This window comes from Adhaeribacter aquaticus DSM 16391 (genome assembly GCF_000473365.1).
Taxonomy (GTDB): Bacteria; Bacteroidota; Bacteroidia; order Cytophagales; family Hymenobacteraceae; genus Adhaeribacter; species Adhaeribacter aquaticus.
This window is the reverse complement of record NZ_KI421517.1, coordinates 151642-166608: the sequence shown is the minus strand read 5'-3', so window position 1 is coordinate 166608 and position 14967 is coordinate 151642. Positions and strand designations below refer to the sequence as shown.

Annotated in this window: 9 protein-coding genes; 7 read left to right on the top strand and 2 right to left on the bottom strand. The window is 38.5% G+C overall.

Annotated elements, in window-relative coordinates:
- Window positions 1-534 precede the first annotated feature (534 nt).
- The 5 genes from ADHAQ_RS0102535 to ADHAQ_RS24320 all read left to right on the top strand — a co-directional run bounded on the left by ADHAQ_RS0102535 (window position 535) and on the right by ADHAQ_RS24320 (window position 9649).
- Complete coding sequence (locus ADHAQ_RS0102535; RefSeq protein WP_026461588.1) at window positions 535-1515, top strand: hypothetical protein; 981 nt, start codon at window positions 535-537, stop codon at window positions 1513-1515.
- Window positions 1516-1791: 276 nt separating this feature from the next.
- Window positions 1792-3984, top strand: coding sequence for an outer membrane protein assembly factor BamB family protein (locus ADHAQ_RS0102530; RefSeq protein WP_026461587.1), 2193 nt, complete (start codon window positions 1792-1794; stop codon window positions 3982-3984).
- A gap of 191 nt (window positions 3985-4175) precedes the next feature.
- Window positions 4176-5408 carry a nucleoside recognition domain-containing protein gene (locus ADHAQ_RS0102520; RefSeq protein WP_026461586.1) on the top strand — a complete coding sequence of 411 codons (1233 nt, stop codon included), beginning with the start codon at window positions 4176-4178 and terminating at the stop codon, window positions 5406-5408.
- A gap of 72 nt (window positions 5409-5480) precedes the next feature.
- Window positions 5481-6428: a bifunctional helix-turn-helix transcriptional regulator/GNAT family N-acetyltransferase gene (locus ADHAQ_RS0102515; RefSeq protein WP_026461585.1), complete on the top strand. Its 948-nt coding sequence runs from the start codon at window positions 5481-5483 to the stop codon at window positions 6426-6428.
- A gap of 236 nt (window positions 6429-6664) precedes the next feature.
- The gene (locus ADHAQ_RS24320) at window positions 6665-9649 is read left to right on the top strand and encodes a serine hydrolase domain-containing protein (RefSeq protein ID WP_051359671.1); all 2985 of its coding nucleotides are present in this window, start codon (window positions 6665-6667) and stop codon (window positions 9647-9649) included.
- An 85-nt stretch (window positions 9650-9734) separates the two neighbouring features.
- Here the strand turns inward: ADHAQ_RS24320 and ADHAQ_RS0102505 are convergent, their stop codons facing one another.
- Complete coding sequence (locus tag ADHAQ_RS0102505) at window positions 9735-10232, bottom strand: YciE/YciF ferroxidase family protein (RefSeq protein WP_034256522.1); 498 nt, start codon at window positions 10230-10232, stop codon at window positions 9735-9737.
- Between the two features lie 589 nt (window positions 10233-10821).
- On the opposite strand from ADHAQ_RS0102505, the gene ADHAQ_RS0102500 reads away from it, so the two are divergent.
- Window positions 10822-11739, top strand: a complete 918-nt coding sequence (locus ADHAQ_RS0102500) for an SMP-30/gluconolactonase/LRE family protein (protein ID WP_026461583.1) — start codon at window positions 10822-10824, stop codon at window positions 11737-11739.
- A gap of 430 nt (window positions 11740-12169) precedes the next feature.
- Window positions 12170-13804 (top strand): S8 family peptidase, encoded by a 1635-nt coding sequence (locus tag ADHAQ_RS24315; protein ID WP_071781083.1) that lies wholly within the window; start codon window positions 12170-12172, stop codon window positions 13802-13804.
- 67 nt (window positions 13805-13871) lie between these two features.
- Here the strand turns inward: ADHAQ_RS24315 and ADHAQ_RS24310 are convergent, their stop codons facing one another.
- Window positions 13872-14741 carry a phosphatase PAP2 family protein gene (locus ADHAQ_RS24310; RefSeq protein WP_051359670.1) on the bottom strand — a complete coding sequence of 290 codons (870 nt, stop codon included), beginning with the start codon at window positions 14739-14741 and terminating at the stop codon, window positions 13872-13874.
- Window positions 14742-14967 lie beyond the last annotated feature (226 nt).

The window sequence follows — 14967 nt, the reverse complement described above, 5'->3', positions numbered from 1 at the left end:
TGTAATTCAACAAACAGTTAACTTTAAATTTTAAACAATTCTTTAGTGACTTGGCTCCTCTCCTTTATTTTATTGTGGTAGGTGAAATATTGGTGGGGCCAAGTAAAGAATTGACCCAATCTAATGGATTTTGATAAAATCCAAAATCCTGTACTTACACCAGGATCAGTAACCACCTGCTTCTGCCCACTTTTGTAAAGTGCTGATTTACCTTCTCTCAAGTTACTTCTAAAGTAATTCTGAAAAATCCTTAAAACTTTATACTAAAAGTAAATATAAGTTGATGTTTTATGATTGACGCTATTCCAAGAATAGTTCTAATTTAAATTAAATTAGGGATTATTCCCTAGATTATTAATCTTTGCTTATATTTTAGATAAAGAAAATAATCTGATAAGGGTAATTCTGCTGTTAAGCTAAAAAGTACTCCTCCTTAATAAATAAATTAATAATTGAAGAATTTCGGAGAATACCTGACCATTTCCCCTATCAATACTTCTTTTCTAAACCATAAGTGCTTAAATTAACTTAATAATGGTTAAAAGAAATTACCTTTTTTGCTTTATACTATTTAGCGTTTTCAGTTTTGCTTTTTCACTTGTTGATACCCGGCAGGTTGAAATTACTAATGGTTTGGTACGCGCTAAATTAAGCTTACCAAATAAAGAAACCGGATATTACCAGGCAACCCGTTTTGACTGGTCAGGGATTATTAATTCCTTAAATTATAAGGGACATAGTTATTTTGAAGAGTGGTTTGGTACATATGATCCAAAGAAAAATGATGCCATAACCGGACCGGTTGAGGAGTTTACCCAAATAGGTTATGAATCCGCTCCGGTAGGGGGCGAGTTTTTAAAAATTGGGGTGGGAATGTTACGTAAGGCAGATGAAAAACCTTATTCTATTTTTTCGCTTTATGATATTGCTAATGCCGGCACCTGGAAAGTGAAACCAGGAAAAGACAAAGTAGAATTTACGCATGAATTAAAAGATGCATCAGGGTATTCTTATATCTACCGGAAAACTGTAAAACTGGTAAAGGGTAAGCCTGAATTAGTTTTAGAGCATAGCTTAAAAAATACAGGGCAGAAGCTTATTGAAACTACTGTATACAACCACAACTTTTTTGTAATTGATAAAGAACCAACTGGCCCGGCTATAAAAATCAAATTTCCATTTGACATTGTGGGCAAAGGCCAGGGAATTGGTACTGTAGCCGAAATAAACGGAAGCGAACTAAATTATCTGCGGGAGTTAAAGCGGAATGAGAATGTATACCTTGGTGATATCACAGGTTATGGAGCTACAGAAAAAGATTATAATTTTCAGATAGAAAATCTAAAAACCGGGGCCGGTGTAAAAATTAAAGGAGATAAGCCTCTGGCTAAAATGATCTTCTGGTCTAGTTCTACAACATCTTGCCCGGAACCTTATATTAATGTTAAAGCTCAAGCTGGTCAGGAATTTAAATGGGTAAATTCTTACGAATTTTATGTGAAGGATAAGAAATAAAGCCTGCTTAATTCTGTTGCAAAAAATATAAATTTAAACCTGCTAGATTTAAATTAAATATAATTACCCTCCGCTTAGCCTTGGTATAGTTTAAATTTTTAAATAAATTTGATAATACTTAAACCGTACAAACTTAAATTGGGCTTCTGCGGGGAAGGTAGATAAGGGAAATTATCTTTCCAATAAAGAACTAATATTCAATATTTCAGACTTTTAATTAAAAATAGAAGCGCTGAAACACGTTTGCCACTTTAAATAAACTATAATAAACCATTTATGAAGTATACAATCAAACCCTTGGCAATAGGCTTATTGCTGTTAGGGAGTTGTGTAAATCCCGGAAGGGATAAAAATGCGGTTAGTGCCAATATCAAAGATTTGGATTACCCTAATTATGGGGGCAACAAAGCTGGTAACCGTTATTCGCCTTTAACCCAAATTAACCTGGAGAATGTGCAGAATCTGCAGATTGCCTGGGAGTATGATGCATCTGAACCAGTAGATCCGGCTAAACGCCAAGGACCTAAAGCCATTCAATGTCAGCCAATTGTGGTAAGAGGTGTTTTGTACGGAACAACACCTGAATTAAAATTATTTGCGCTTGATGCAAAAACTGGCCAACAACTTTGGCGGTTTGAGCCCCTGAAAGACGATCAGAAATTTAATACCAATCGGGGAGTTGCTTATTGGGAAAATGGCGACGACAGACGTATATTATATAGTGTAGGATCTAACCTATATGCTATTGATGCCAAAACAGGTTCTAAAATAGAATCTTTTGGTAAAAATGGAATGGCCGATTTACATGATGGTTTACAGACTGGTATGGACCATGATGTAAGTAAACTTTCGGTAACCGCTACCACTCCTGGCATAGTATATAAAAATACTTTTGTAGTAGGTTCAAGTGTGTCGGAATCAGGTGATGCTGCTCCGGGGCACGTGCGGGGTTTTGATGTGGTAACCGGTAAATTAAAATGGGTTTTCCATACTATTCCGCAACCAGGCGAATATGGTTATGATACCTGGCCTAAAAATGCCTATAAATACATTGGTGCTGCTAATAATTGGAGCGGTATTGTTTTAGATGAAAAACGGGGTACAGTGTATTTTGGTACTGGTTCTCCTGCTTCTGACTTTTATGGCGGCGATCGGGAAGGCGCTAATTTGTTTGCTACCTGTATCATGGCACTGGATGCCGAAACCGGTAAACGCGTTTGGCATTATCAAACTATTCACCACGACCTATGGGACCGCGATCATCCGTGTCCGCCAAACTTAACTACCGTAAAACATAACGGCAAAATGGTAGATGTAGTAGTACAGGCTACTAAAGATGGTTTGGTTTATGTACTAAACCGGGATACCGGGGAGTCTTTGTTCCCGGTAGAGGAAAGACCAGTTCCAACTAATGGTTTACCAGGCGAACATCCTTACCCAACGCAAAAGTATCCGTTAAAACCAGCTCCGTTTGCTCATCAGGTGTTTACAGACGATGATATCACCAACATCTCTCCGGAAGCCCATGATTATGTGAAAAAAGGTTGGGAAGCCATGCGTACCGATCACAAATTTACGCCGCCTAACGAAAAAGGTACCATCTTGTTTGGTTACAGTGGTGGTGCAGAATGGGGTGGTAACTCAATTGATCCGGGTGGGATCCTTTACCAGAACTCCAATGATGAACCCTGGATTCTGCAAATGGTTTCGCAACAAGACCGGAACAAAGAGATTGCTTCCGTTTCTAAAGGTAATGGCTTTTACCTGGCTAACTGTGCAGTATGCCATGGCCGGGACCGCAAAGGAAGTGGCTCTGATTTCCCGAGTTTAGTAAATATAGATAAAAAATACAACGCCGCTGGTATTATGGCGCTCCTGGAAAAAGGAAGTGGTCGGATGCCCGCCTTCTCGCATCTTCCAAAAGAAAACCGCGACGCAATTGTTCGGTTCTTGTTAAATAAAGAGAGCTCAGCCGATAAAGATGCCAGCGAACATGCTGAGAATGGTCCGGCTCAGGAGGCTGGTAAACAAAGCTTCCCGTACGTGCCGCAGTATGTAAACAAAGTTTGGAAAAGGTTTACTGATCAGAACGGTTATCCGGCTATCAAACCCCCTTGGGGCACGCTTAATGCTATTGACTTAAATACTGGTGAATACTTATGGCGGGTGCCTCTAGGTGAGTTCCCGGAATTAACTAAAAAAGGTATTCCAATTACAGGCACCGAAAGTTATGGAGGACCGGTTTCTACCGCAGGTGGTTTGGTATTTATTGCTGCTACCAGAGACGAACGTATCCGGGCTTTTGATAAAAAGACAGGAAAAGTTGTTTGGGAATACCAATTACCAGCCGGTGGTTTTGCTACCCCTATCACGTATATGGCCGGTGGTAAGCAATATGTGGTAATTGCAGCTGGTGGAGCCAGAGGCTTAAAACCAGGTGGCAAATACATTGCTTTTGCTTTGCCATAAACTTAGAACGGTAAATAGCTAAATAAAAACTCCAGTATATTCCTAGAATGTACTGGAGTTTTGTTTTTAATGAAATCGTTGCTAAGTCAAAAAATTTTACTGATTTAGAAGCCTGGCAATTAAAACGAGTAGCTTAAAATTTTAAATTCTATCCTTATATTGTAGCCATATTTATTTTCATTTTCTGAAGCATGGCTTTAAATTATCTCTGGATAGCCTTTTTCCTCATTGCCTTTGTTATTGCTCTTTTTAGATTAATATTCTTACATGATACCGAAGTATTTGCTTCTTTAGTAGGCAGTACTTTTGAAAATGCAAAAACAGGTTTCGAAATATCTTTAGGATTAACCGGCGTAATGACCTTATGGTTAGGCTTAATGAAAGTAGGGGAGCGAGGAGGAATTATAGCCATATTAGCCCGATTGGTAGGCCCCTTTTTTAACCGGTTGTTCCCGGAGTTACCCAAAAATCATCCGGTATTCGGCTCTATTTTAATGAATTTTTCAGCTAATATGCTAGGCCTGGATAATGCAGCTACTCCATTAGGATTAAAAGCCATGAAAGAAATGCAGGAGCTTAACCCGGTAAAAGATACAGCCTCTAATGCCCAAATAATGTTTTTGGTACTTAATACGGCTGGTCTTACTATTATCCCAATTAGTATAATGGTTTACCGGGCCGAATTAGGAGCTGTAGACCCCACTGATGTATTTATTCCTTTACTTCTGGCTACAGTAATCAGTGCATTGGTAGGTTTGATTACTGTAGCCATTTACCAGCGAATAAATTTATTTGACTCTGTAATTTTGGCTTATATAGGAAGCCTTTGCGTAGTAGTGGGTCTTTTAATATATTATTTTTCGACTATTAGCCAGGAACAGGTTTCGCTTATTTCGAAAGTAGCCAGCAATTTAATTTTATTTACCATTATTGTTTCTTTTGTGACCTTAGCCTGGCTCCGGAAGGTAAATGTTTATGAAGCCTTTATTGAAGGAGCGAAAGAAGGCTTTATGGTAGCCATCAATATAATTCCTTACCTGGTGGCCATGCTGGTGGCAATTGGGGTATTTCGGGCATCAGGTGCGTTGGATCTGGTGGTCAATGGGTTAGGCTATTTATTTCGCTTGGCGGGAGTAAACACTGATTTTGTGCCTGCCTTACCGGTTGCTTTTATGCGTCCTTTAAGTGGAAGTGGTGCCCGGGGGTTAATGTTGGATGCCATGAAAACCTATGGCGTGGATTCTTTTGTGGGTCGGGTGGCAAGTGTTATTCAGGGAAGCACCGAAACCACCTTTTATATATTAGCCGTTTACTTTGGCTCGGTTGGTATAAAGAAAACCCGCTATGCCGTTAGCTGCGGCTTAATTGCTGACTTAGCGGGTGCAGTAGCCGCTATCTGGCTTTCTTATCTTTTCTTTCATTAATTTTTAAGGTTTTTTGGCGCTTTGCCATTAACTAATATATTTGTGTAACTACTTACGTAAATAATGTCGCTTATGGATTTTTATGAACGAACTGGCAAAATGGCTTTAGGTAGCCGTTTACGAAAACTAAGTGAAATGCTAACTGAAGATGCTAATAAAATATATGCATTATATGAGGTAAATCTGGAGCCCAGATGGTTTCCGGTATTTTATATGCTGGCCGAACAAAAGGAAATGGGGGTAATGGAAATTTCTCAGGCTATCAAACAAAGCCATGCCTCGGTAAGTCAGGTAATAAAAGAAATGAAAAAGCAGGGGTTGGTTAAGGAAATAAAAGACCTGGCGGATGGGCGAAGAACCTTGCTCTCCTTAACTCCCGAAGGAGAAGCATTAGTGCCAAAACTAAAAAAACAAACAGATGCTGTAGGAGAAGCAGCCGAAGAATTATTAAATGAAATGCAGTACGATCTATGGAAAGGCATAGAAGAAATTGAGTATTTGCTGGAGCGGCAAAGCTTGTATAAACGTGTTGCTGTTAAGAAAAAACAAACCGACTGTATGGAAATAGAAATTGTAGACTATGCGCCAGATTTCCAGAAAGATTTTAAAAAATTAAATGTAGAGTGGATTGAAAAGTATTTTAGATTAGAAGAAAAAGACTTACTCTCTTTAAATAATCCGCAAGCATATATTTTAGATAAAGGGGGCCACATCATAATGGCTAAATATAAAGGCGAAATAGTGGGAGTAGTGGCTTTATTAAAAATGGAAGAAAATACTTATGAGTTAGCGAAAATGGCTGTTAGTCCAAAAGTACAGGGTAAAGGTATAGGTGAACTTTTAATGAAGGCTTCCATTGATAAAGCAAACCTATTACAGGCCGATAAATTATTTCTTGAAACCAATACGATGCTTAAACCGGCAATTAATTTATACCATAAGTTCGGGTTTTATAAAATTACAGGCAAGCCATCTCCTTACGAAAGAGCAAATTTGCAAATGGAGCTACGGTTAAACTAAACCTTTATATAAACATTTTACCAAGTAAAGCATTTCATAATCAAAATAATATATTTCGCTGCTGAATATTTAAGTTTATATTTGAAGTACAGAAATTCTTCAGATTTAATCTGTTACTTTATTAATTGCCAATGAAGTCCTTTTTGTTATAGGATTCAAAATGCTTTTAATCTTTTATGAAAAGCGAAGATTAAAAGTATAAATAAGATAAGAATAGCTTTAGTACCAGCGATATTTTGAAAAGATTATTTTTTGCCTTTGCCCTTTTTTGTTGTTTTTTATCCGAAGGGTTTGCCCAGGACACTAATTACCGGCTGCAGGGAGCCGCTGATGCTAATCCACCTTTTTTAAAGTATAACCAAAAGTGGGTAGATTCGGTTTTTGCTACCTTGTCTCCGGATGAACGCATTGCCCAGCTTATGATGATAGCGGCTTATTCTAATAAGAATAAAGCTTTTGAAGATTCTGTAGCCCGCGTTATTAAAAAGTATAAAGTTGGGGGATTGGTTTTTTTCCAGGGAGGTCCTGTTCGGCAAGCCAAACTTACCAATTACTACCAAAGTGTATCTAAGGTACCATTGTTGATAGCAATGGATGCCGAGTGGGGGCTTGGTATGCGTTTGGATAGCACTACCAAGTTTCCGTACCAAATGGGGTTGGGCGCCATTCAGGATGAGCAAATGATCTACGAAATGGGAGCTGAAATTGCCCGGCAGTTTAAGCGCATTGGCATGCATGTTAATTTTGCCCCGGTAATAGATGTAAATAATAATGCAGAAAATCCGGTAATTAATTTCCGCTCCTTTGGCGAGGATAAATACAACGTGGCACGTAAAGGGTATGCCTATATGAAGGGTATGCAGGATAATGGCATTTTAGCTAATGCCAAGCACTTCCCGGGTCATGGCGACACCAATGTAGATTCCCATTATTCTTTACCTAAAATTTATTACAACCGTAAGCGCCTGGATTCCCTGGAAATGTACCCTTTCCGGGAGATTATGAGAAAAGGGCTGGGTAGTGTAATGGTTGCCCACCTGAATATTCCTTCTTTAGATTCAACGGCTAATTTACCTTCCACGCTATCTAAAAAAATAGTAACCGATATATTGAAGAAAGAGCTTGGCTTTAAAGGACTGATTTTTACAGATGCCATGAACATGAAGGGGGTTACCAATAACTTTCCTAATGGTTTGGCCGATCTAAAAGCCATTTTAGCGGGCAATGATGTATTGGAGTTATCAGAAGATTTAGGCAAGGCTATTAGTATGGTAAAAGAAGCAATTGCCAAAAAAATGATTACCCAGCAAGAAATTGACGAACGGTGTAAGCGGGTATTGGCAGCTAAATATTGGGCAGGACTAAATAATTATAAATCGGTGCCACTTAAAAACCTTTACCAGGATTTAAACAACTCCAAAGCCGAGTATATCAACCGGAAGTTAAGCGAAATGTCGGTTACTTTATTGCGTAACAGTAAGTACATGCTGCCGCTGCAACGCCTGGATACGTTACGAATTGCAGCTTTAGCTATTGGTACCAATGCTCCAACTGCATTTCAGCAAAAGCTTTCCGATTATGTGGCGGTTGATTACCTGTACTTGCCTGCCAACAGTAATCTGGACTATTTACACAATTTAAAAAATAAACTAAAGCAATATAATTTAGTTATTGCCGGGGTGCATGATTTAAGCTCCCGTCCTGCGGCTAATTATGGAGTTGGCCCGGAAACAGTACTTTTTATAAAAGAACTGGCCCGCACCAAACCTACTATTGTCAGTGTTTTCGGAAATGCCTATGCCCTGGGAAAGTTTCAGGATTTAACCAAAGTTAGTGGATTGATAACAGCTTATCAGGAATCTAAAAACTCTCAGGAAATTGCTGCTCAGATTATTTTTGGAGGAAGTGGTGCTCAGGGTAAATTACCGGTAACGGTTTCCAGTACGTTCAAAGCTCAGGCCGGCTTACAAACAAAAGAAGGAAGCCGGTTTAAATACAGTTATCCCGAAGATGCAGGTTTGAGTTCAAAAACGTTTAGCCGGATAGATTCTTTAGTGAACCTGGCCATTCGGGAAAAAGCTATACCGGGTGCTCAGGTATTGGTAGCCAAAGGCGGAAATGTGATTTACCAAAAATCATTCGGATACCATACCTACGAAAATAAAGTGCCCGTTAAAAATACCGATTTATATGATTTAGCTTCTGTTACCAAAGTTAGTGCCTCTATGGCTGCTCTGATGAAGTTACAGGACGAGGGTAAATTCGACTTCAATAAAACTGTTGGCGACTATTTACCTGAATTCAAGGGGTCGAGTAAGGAAAATCTGGTTTTCAAAGAAATATTAGCTCATCAGGCCCGCCTGAAAGCCTGGATTCCTTTCTGGCAAAATACCATGAAGAAGAATGGTAAATTTAAGTGGTTTACCTTTAAAACTGATTCATCTGCCCGTTTTCCCATTAAAGTAGCGCAAAACCTGTATATGCACCGGAAGTATCCAAAAAAGATTTATGAACAAATAAAGGATTCACCGCTAAACGAAAAAGCTGGTTATGTATACAGTGATTTATCATTTTACTTGTACCCGATAATTGTTCAGCGATTAACCGGGCAAAGCTTTGAAGATTACTTGCAGAAGAATTTTTATGAACCACTGGGGGCTACTACGCTAACCTTTAAACCTGAACAACATTTTCCCAATAATCGGATTGTACCTACAGAGTACGATTCGTTGTTCCGGAAACAGTTGTTACATGGTACAGTAAACGACGAAGGTGCAGCCATGTTGGGTGGCGTATCGGGGCATGCTGGTTTGTTTGGTAACGCCAATGATTTAGCAAAGCTCATGCAGATGTATTTGCAAAAAGGGCAGGTAGCTGGCCGCCGGTATATTTCTGAAGCTACTTTAAATACCTATACCAATTGCCAGTTTTGCCCAACCAATCGTAGAGCCTTGGGTTTTGACAGAGTAAATTCACCTTATATAGAGAATGGCAATGCAGCGAAAGGAGCTAGCTCAGAAAGTTTTGGTCATTCCGGTTTTACCGGTACTTTTACTTGGGTAGATCCAAAACACAATTTGGTTTATGTTTTCTTATCGAACCGGGTATATCCGAGCCGGAATAATAACAAGTTAAGCCAACTTAATACCCGTACCAATGTGCAGCAGGTTATTTATGATGCAATAGAAGAGGCAAACAGAAAACAAGCCTCCCGACAATAGCTAACTAAAAAGCAAAAAGGCCGAATGTAATTTTCGGCCTTTTCGTTTATTCTGTATTAACGTTTATTATGTATTAACACGGCGCTTATACCTCTAAAGCCTTGCGGTTTATTCTATTTTTAGCCAGGTTATTTAAAATGGTGTCCGTTTTTTGTTCTTCTTCTAATGTCTGGCGGAGGAGCTGCGCAACATTATTTAATCCCAATTCTTCGGCCAGGTAGGCGGCGGTTCCATAACCAGAAATTTCATAGTGTTCTATTTTTTGAGCTGCGGCAAGCAGTACAGCATCCATTACTTCCGGCGCAGCATCTTTGTGCATTAATTTTTCACCTTCGGCAATTAAACCTTTTAAACTCGGATTGCCTACATCATCTGGGTCAATGTTAAATTGTTTAGCTATTTGCTCCAGGCGCTCCCGTTGGCGTTCTGTTTCTGCTAAATGCTGGGTAAAAGCTGCCTTTAATTCTTCGTTGTGGGCTTTCTCTATCATTCGGGGTAAACCAGCAATTATCAATGTTTCTGCACTATACAACGACTGAATTTCGTTCAGCAGCACGTCATTTAAATCTTTTAACTCTTTCATAGCTTCCGTTTTAATTTTAGTACCAAGATTATAAGGATACGGCAGTAAACTTTGGGAGTTAAATATCTGGTTTTAAATAATTATTAATCCTTAAAAGTCTCCTGATCAGGATTAGCAGAAAATAAGGGAATAATAAAGACAAGAAAAATAAAGCAGTTAATGTAGAAACAAAAAAATAGCCATCGACCTAAATTTTGGGGGCTTATTCTTTGCAAAACTGAGCAGAAAAATCCACTAAACTTACTCAATCTTAAATGCAAAAAATAAAAATAGAGTCGATGGCTATAAATGCTAACCAAAAGCAGGAACCTGTTTTAGATTTCTAACAGTTTAATTAAAGCAAATTATAATACCTACCACGAATATTATACTACGATATTACTACATAATTCTGAAGAAAATCTGAAGAATGATAAAAGTAGGTATTGATTTATAGTGGGTTATAAAAAACTCAAATAAAGTATTCTAAAAATCAATGGGTTTCCTTTTAAAGTTTTAATCTAATTGGTCTCCAATGAAAGAGTTATCAGAAATAAAAGGGAATAAAGCAGCTTAAAGATTTTTTTTTATCTTGCTGAAAAATATTATGATGAAGAAATTAGCCTTACTTGCCCTTTCTGTATTTTTTTATCAGTGCACAGCTAAGCAGCCGGCTGCCTCTGGTAATGAACAAACAGGTAGCGTAGTTGCACCGGGTGCCCAACTTCAACTTTTATCCAAACAATTTTCTTTTACAGAAGGCCCCGCGGCAGATAAACAGGGAAACATTTATTTCACGGATCAGCCCAATGATAAAATCTGGAAGTACAGTACAGACGGGGAATTCTCCGTTTTCCTGGAAAAGACCGGAAGATCAAATGGCATGTACTTCGATAATAAAGGCAATTTAATTACTTGTGCTGATGAGGAAGGGCAGTTATGGTCAATAAGCCCGGATAAAAAAGTAACTGTGCTGGTTAAAGATTTTAAAGGTCATACGTTCAATGGCCCGAACGACTTATGGATACATCCAAACGGAGATATTTATTTTACTGATCCTTATTACCAACGGCCGTATTGGGACCGAAAGAGCCCGGACCCTAACTTGGGAGGAAAAAAAGTTTATTATTTACCAAAAGGTAAAAATGAGGCCGTGGTGGCAGCAGAAGATTTTCAGCAACCTAATGGTATCATAGGTACGCCAGATGGTAAGACTTTGTATGTAGCCGATGTTGAAGGAAATAAAACTTATAAGTTTCAGATTAATAAAGATGGTTCCTTAACAAACCGCCAACTGTTTGTAGACCAAGGATCTGATGGCATGTCTATGGATAGCCGTGGCAATGTATATTTATGCGGAAGAGGTATTACAGTATATAATGCTAAAGGTGAAAAAATTGAGCATATACCGGTTCCTTCCGGCTGGACGGCAAATGCTACCTTTGGAGGAAAGGATCGTAAAACCTTATTTATTACAGCCCTGGAATCGGTGTTTATATTACCCATGCAGGTAAAAGGTGCAAACTAAAATCTAGCTTTAGTAAACACTTATTGTTAAATGTTTAAATTTAGGAAATGGTTGCTTTATCCAAGGCAACCATTTTTTTATGACAGAATTTGCTGAAGTTAAATCTTCTGAATTGCAGGCACCGCTTTTCATAAGTAGCTGCGGGTAAAAAATAAACTGGTTGTTTAGCGTTATACTTATCAGGTAAAGGGCAATCCTTCCTAAGGATAAAAACTTATTATTCTCAGGCTGGTTGGTAATAGTTCAGGAACTTGAGCTTAACTAATATAAATCAACCCTGTACCTGCTAATGCGTTACAATTGGTAAAGTTATTGCTTTACTAACATGGAGATTTTAATCTGGTAAAGGAGTTTAATATAGTATGAATATTATATTAATTACCAGGTAATTATTGCTTATTTACATTTTTTAATCGACTAAAATTTATATATGAAACCAACCTCTTTATTGGCTTTGGGTCTCTTTTTTGGTTCTTTAGGTGCAACTCAGGCGGCTGTGCCTGCACGGCAGACGTTGAGTATTGTAGCTGATACTGCAGGAAAAGCACCTATAAACTGGTTTAACCTGGATCCGGTACAAAATGGAGTGCCAGGAGTAAGTACTGAAAAAGCTTACGAATATTTAAAAAACCGTTCTTCCAAAACAGTAGTAGTGGCCGTAATTGATAGTGGTATAGATATTAACCATGAAGATCTGAAAGACAAAATCTGGACGAACGAAAAAGAAGTGCCCAGAAATGGAGTAGATGATGATAAAAACGGTTATGTTGATGATGTGCATGGCTGGAACTTTATTGGCGGGAAAGATGGCCGTAATGTAAAATATGACACCCAGGAGCTAACCAGGCTGTATGTAACCTTAAAAAATAGATTTGAAGGAGCCCAGGCAGAAAAGTTTAAGAAAAAAGATAAAGCAGGTTTTGAACAATACCTGCAAATTAAAAAAGCTTTTGAATATGAGTTGAAAGAAACCGAAGCCCAATATGAACAATTTCAGAAATTGAATGAAGCCTTCAAAATGGCTAATGGGATTGTGCAGGGAGCCATGGGCAAAGACGAATATACGCTGGAAGAATTAGAGAAACTAAAACCAGCCAATGAACAAGTAGCTCAGGCCAAAACTATGATCCAGTACATGGCTCAGAATAAGCTTACTAAAGAAGCTTTTGCCGAGGGGGAAGATTATTTTCTGGAAAAGCTAAAATATAACCTGAATCCTAATTACGATTCCCGGGAAATTGTGGGCGATGACCCGAATAACATAAAAGAAAAGGGCTATGGGAATAATGATGTAGTAGGTCCTTTTGCCGAACATGGTACCCACGTGGCCGGTATTATTGCTGCCAACCGTACCAATGCAATTGGAATAAAAGGTATTGCCGATAACGTGAAAATTATGGTGGTAAGGGCCGTGCCAAACGGAGACGAACGTGATAAAGACGTTGCTAATGCCATTTATTATGCGGTAAATAATGGGGCTAAAGTTATAAATATGAGCTTTGGTAAAGAATATTCTCCAAATAAAGAAGCTGTAGATGATGCTATAAAATACGCAGCTTCTAAAGGTGTATTATTGGTGCATGGAGCCGGAAATGATTCTAAAAACATTGATAATGCCCACAACTACCCTTCTAAAAAAATAGATGAAAATAAAGAAGTTAAAAACTGGGTAGAAGTAGGCGCTTCGTCCTGGGGAGATGCCACTAACTTTGTGGGGGATTTTTCTAACTATGGTAAGAAGACAGTTGATGTATTTGCACCGGGTGTAGATATTTATTCCACTATCCCTAGCCAAAAATATAAAAATAATAGTGGAACCAGTATGGCGGCTCCGGTAACAGCCGGAATAGGAGCTTTACTTTTCTCTTATTTCCCTAACTTAACTGCTGAACAAATTCGGGAGATTATTCTAAAATCTACAGTTAAGTATACTGATAAACGGGTAAATAAACCTTCGGAAGATAAGCGTCCGGAATTAGTAAAATTTGATGAGTTATCCGTAACGGGTGGTATTGTAAATGCCTATGAAGCGGTTAAGCTAGCGGAATCAATGAGCGCTAAATAAGAAAAATAATAACTATAAAAAAGCCTCCTGTACTTTTGGTGCGGGAGGCTTTTTTATAGTTATTATTTTAACGTTTTTGTTTCTGATTTAAATTGTAGCTCATGCCCAGGCCAAAGCCACCACGCTCATAAGTGGGTACTACCATTAACTGTTTATAGCGGCCTTGGGCAATTTTCTCTTGTAGCCACGGGTACACCACATACGCTATCCGGGTAGATAATATGCCAACACCTGCTCCCGCTACTACATCTGAAAACCAATGCCTGTTGTTTAGCATCCGCATAGCTCCGGTAGCTACTGCAAAGGAATAACCGGCAATGCCATACCAAGGACTAAGGTGTTTATATTCCTGACGCAATAGTTCAGCCTTGGCAAAGGCAGAACTGGTATGTAAAGAAGGAAAGGAATCGAATGTTGTATTATTTGGGCGCTGTTCCTTTGCCATGTTTTTCAAGTTTTTGGTAAATGTATTGCTTAGAAAGCTGGAGAGCACAAAAAGCATACTCATATTTACCAGGTCGTTTTTACCTTTTACTCCGGCCAGATTTAAGCCATATACAGCGGCTAGAGGAACATACCGGGTGTAATCGTCCAGTTTGCTGTTAAAACCGGGATATTGTTCTTGCAGTTGGTCTTGTAAAAATTCATTGGTTGCCAGTAAGGACCGGTTATTTAAAGTAATCAAGCCGTAACCGAGCATTAGCGAGGGCAAAACCAAACTTTTAACATCTACATTTGAACGGACTACATTGCGATAAGGGAGTGTATCTAAGTTGGCTGCATTTAAATAGCCGGCTTTACGATAATTATAAACTTCATTAGCAGCAGGCTTTGTTTTAGTGCCAGCAGGTAGCTGAGAATCTGAGGTATAGGTGGAATCAGACTGAGCATAGCTAATTTGTGCGCAGAGCAAAAGCAATAATAATAAATATTTCATCAAAGATTTATTTAAAACTGGCTGATTAAAGGGCTATGGGAGTATATGCTTTTTAGCCTTGTACCAGTTAAACCCAATACCTTTTCTAGGCTTAAATAGTTCCTGAAATAGTGTTATGTTATTGTTAGCCAGGTAGCTGATGAGAATATTAGTTTTTTAAAATATAAAAAAATCTTAAAAAAGTTCTGTTTTGGTGTTACTGTTTGTGTTGTTATCCGTAAAGAAA

Excerpts from the sequence above, each read along its gene's own strand:
- ADHAQ_RS0102520 (WP_026461586.1), top strand. The coding sequence starts at position 4,176 with ATGGCTTTAAATTATCTCTGGATAGCCTTTTTCCTCATTGCCTTTGTT.
- ADHAQ_RS0102500 (WP_026461583.1), top strand. The coding sequence starts at position 10,822 with ATGAAGAAATTAGCCTTACTTGCCCTTTCTGTATTTTTTTATCAGTGC.
- ADHAQ_RS24315 (WP_071781083.1), top strand. The coding sequence starts at position 12,170 with ATGAAACCAACCTCTTTATTGGCTTTGGGTCTCTTTTTTGGTTCTTTA.
- ADHAQ_RS24310 (WP_051359670.1), bottom strand. The coding sequence starts at position 14,741 with ATGAAATATTTATTATTATTGCTTTTGCTCTGCGCACAAATTAGCTAT.
- ADHAQ_RS0102515 (WP_026461585.1), top strand. The coding sequence starts at position 5,481 with ATGGATTTTTATGAACGAACTGGCAAAATGGCTTTAGGTAGCCGTTTA.
- ADHAQ_RS0102535 (WP_026461588.1), top strand. The coding sequence starts at position 535 with ATGGTTAAAAGAAATTACCTTTTTTGCTTTATACTATTTAGCGTTTTC.
- ADHAQ_RS0102530 (WP_026461587.1), top strand. The coding sequence starts at position 1,792 with ATGAAGTATACAATCAAACCCTTGGCAATAGGCTTATTGCTGTTAGGG.
- ADHAQ_RS0102505 (WP_034256522.1), bottom strand. The coding sequence starts at position 10,232 with ATGAAAGAGTTAAAAGATTTAAATGACGTGCTGCTGAACGAAATTCAG.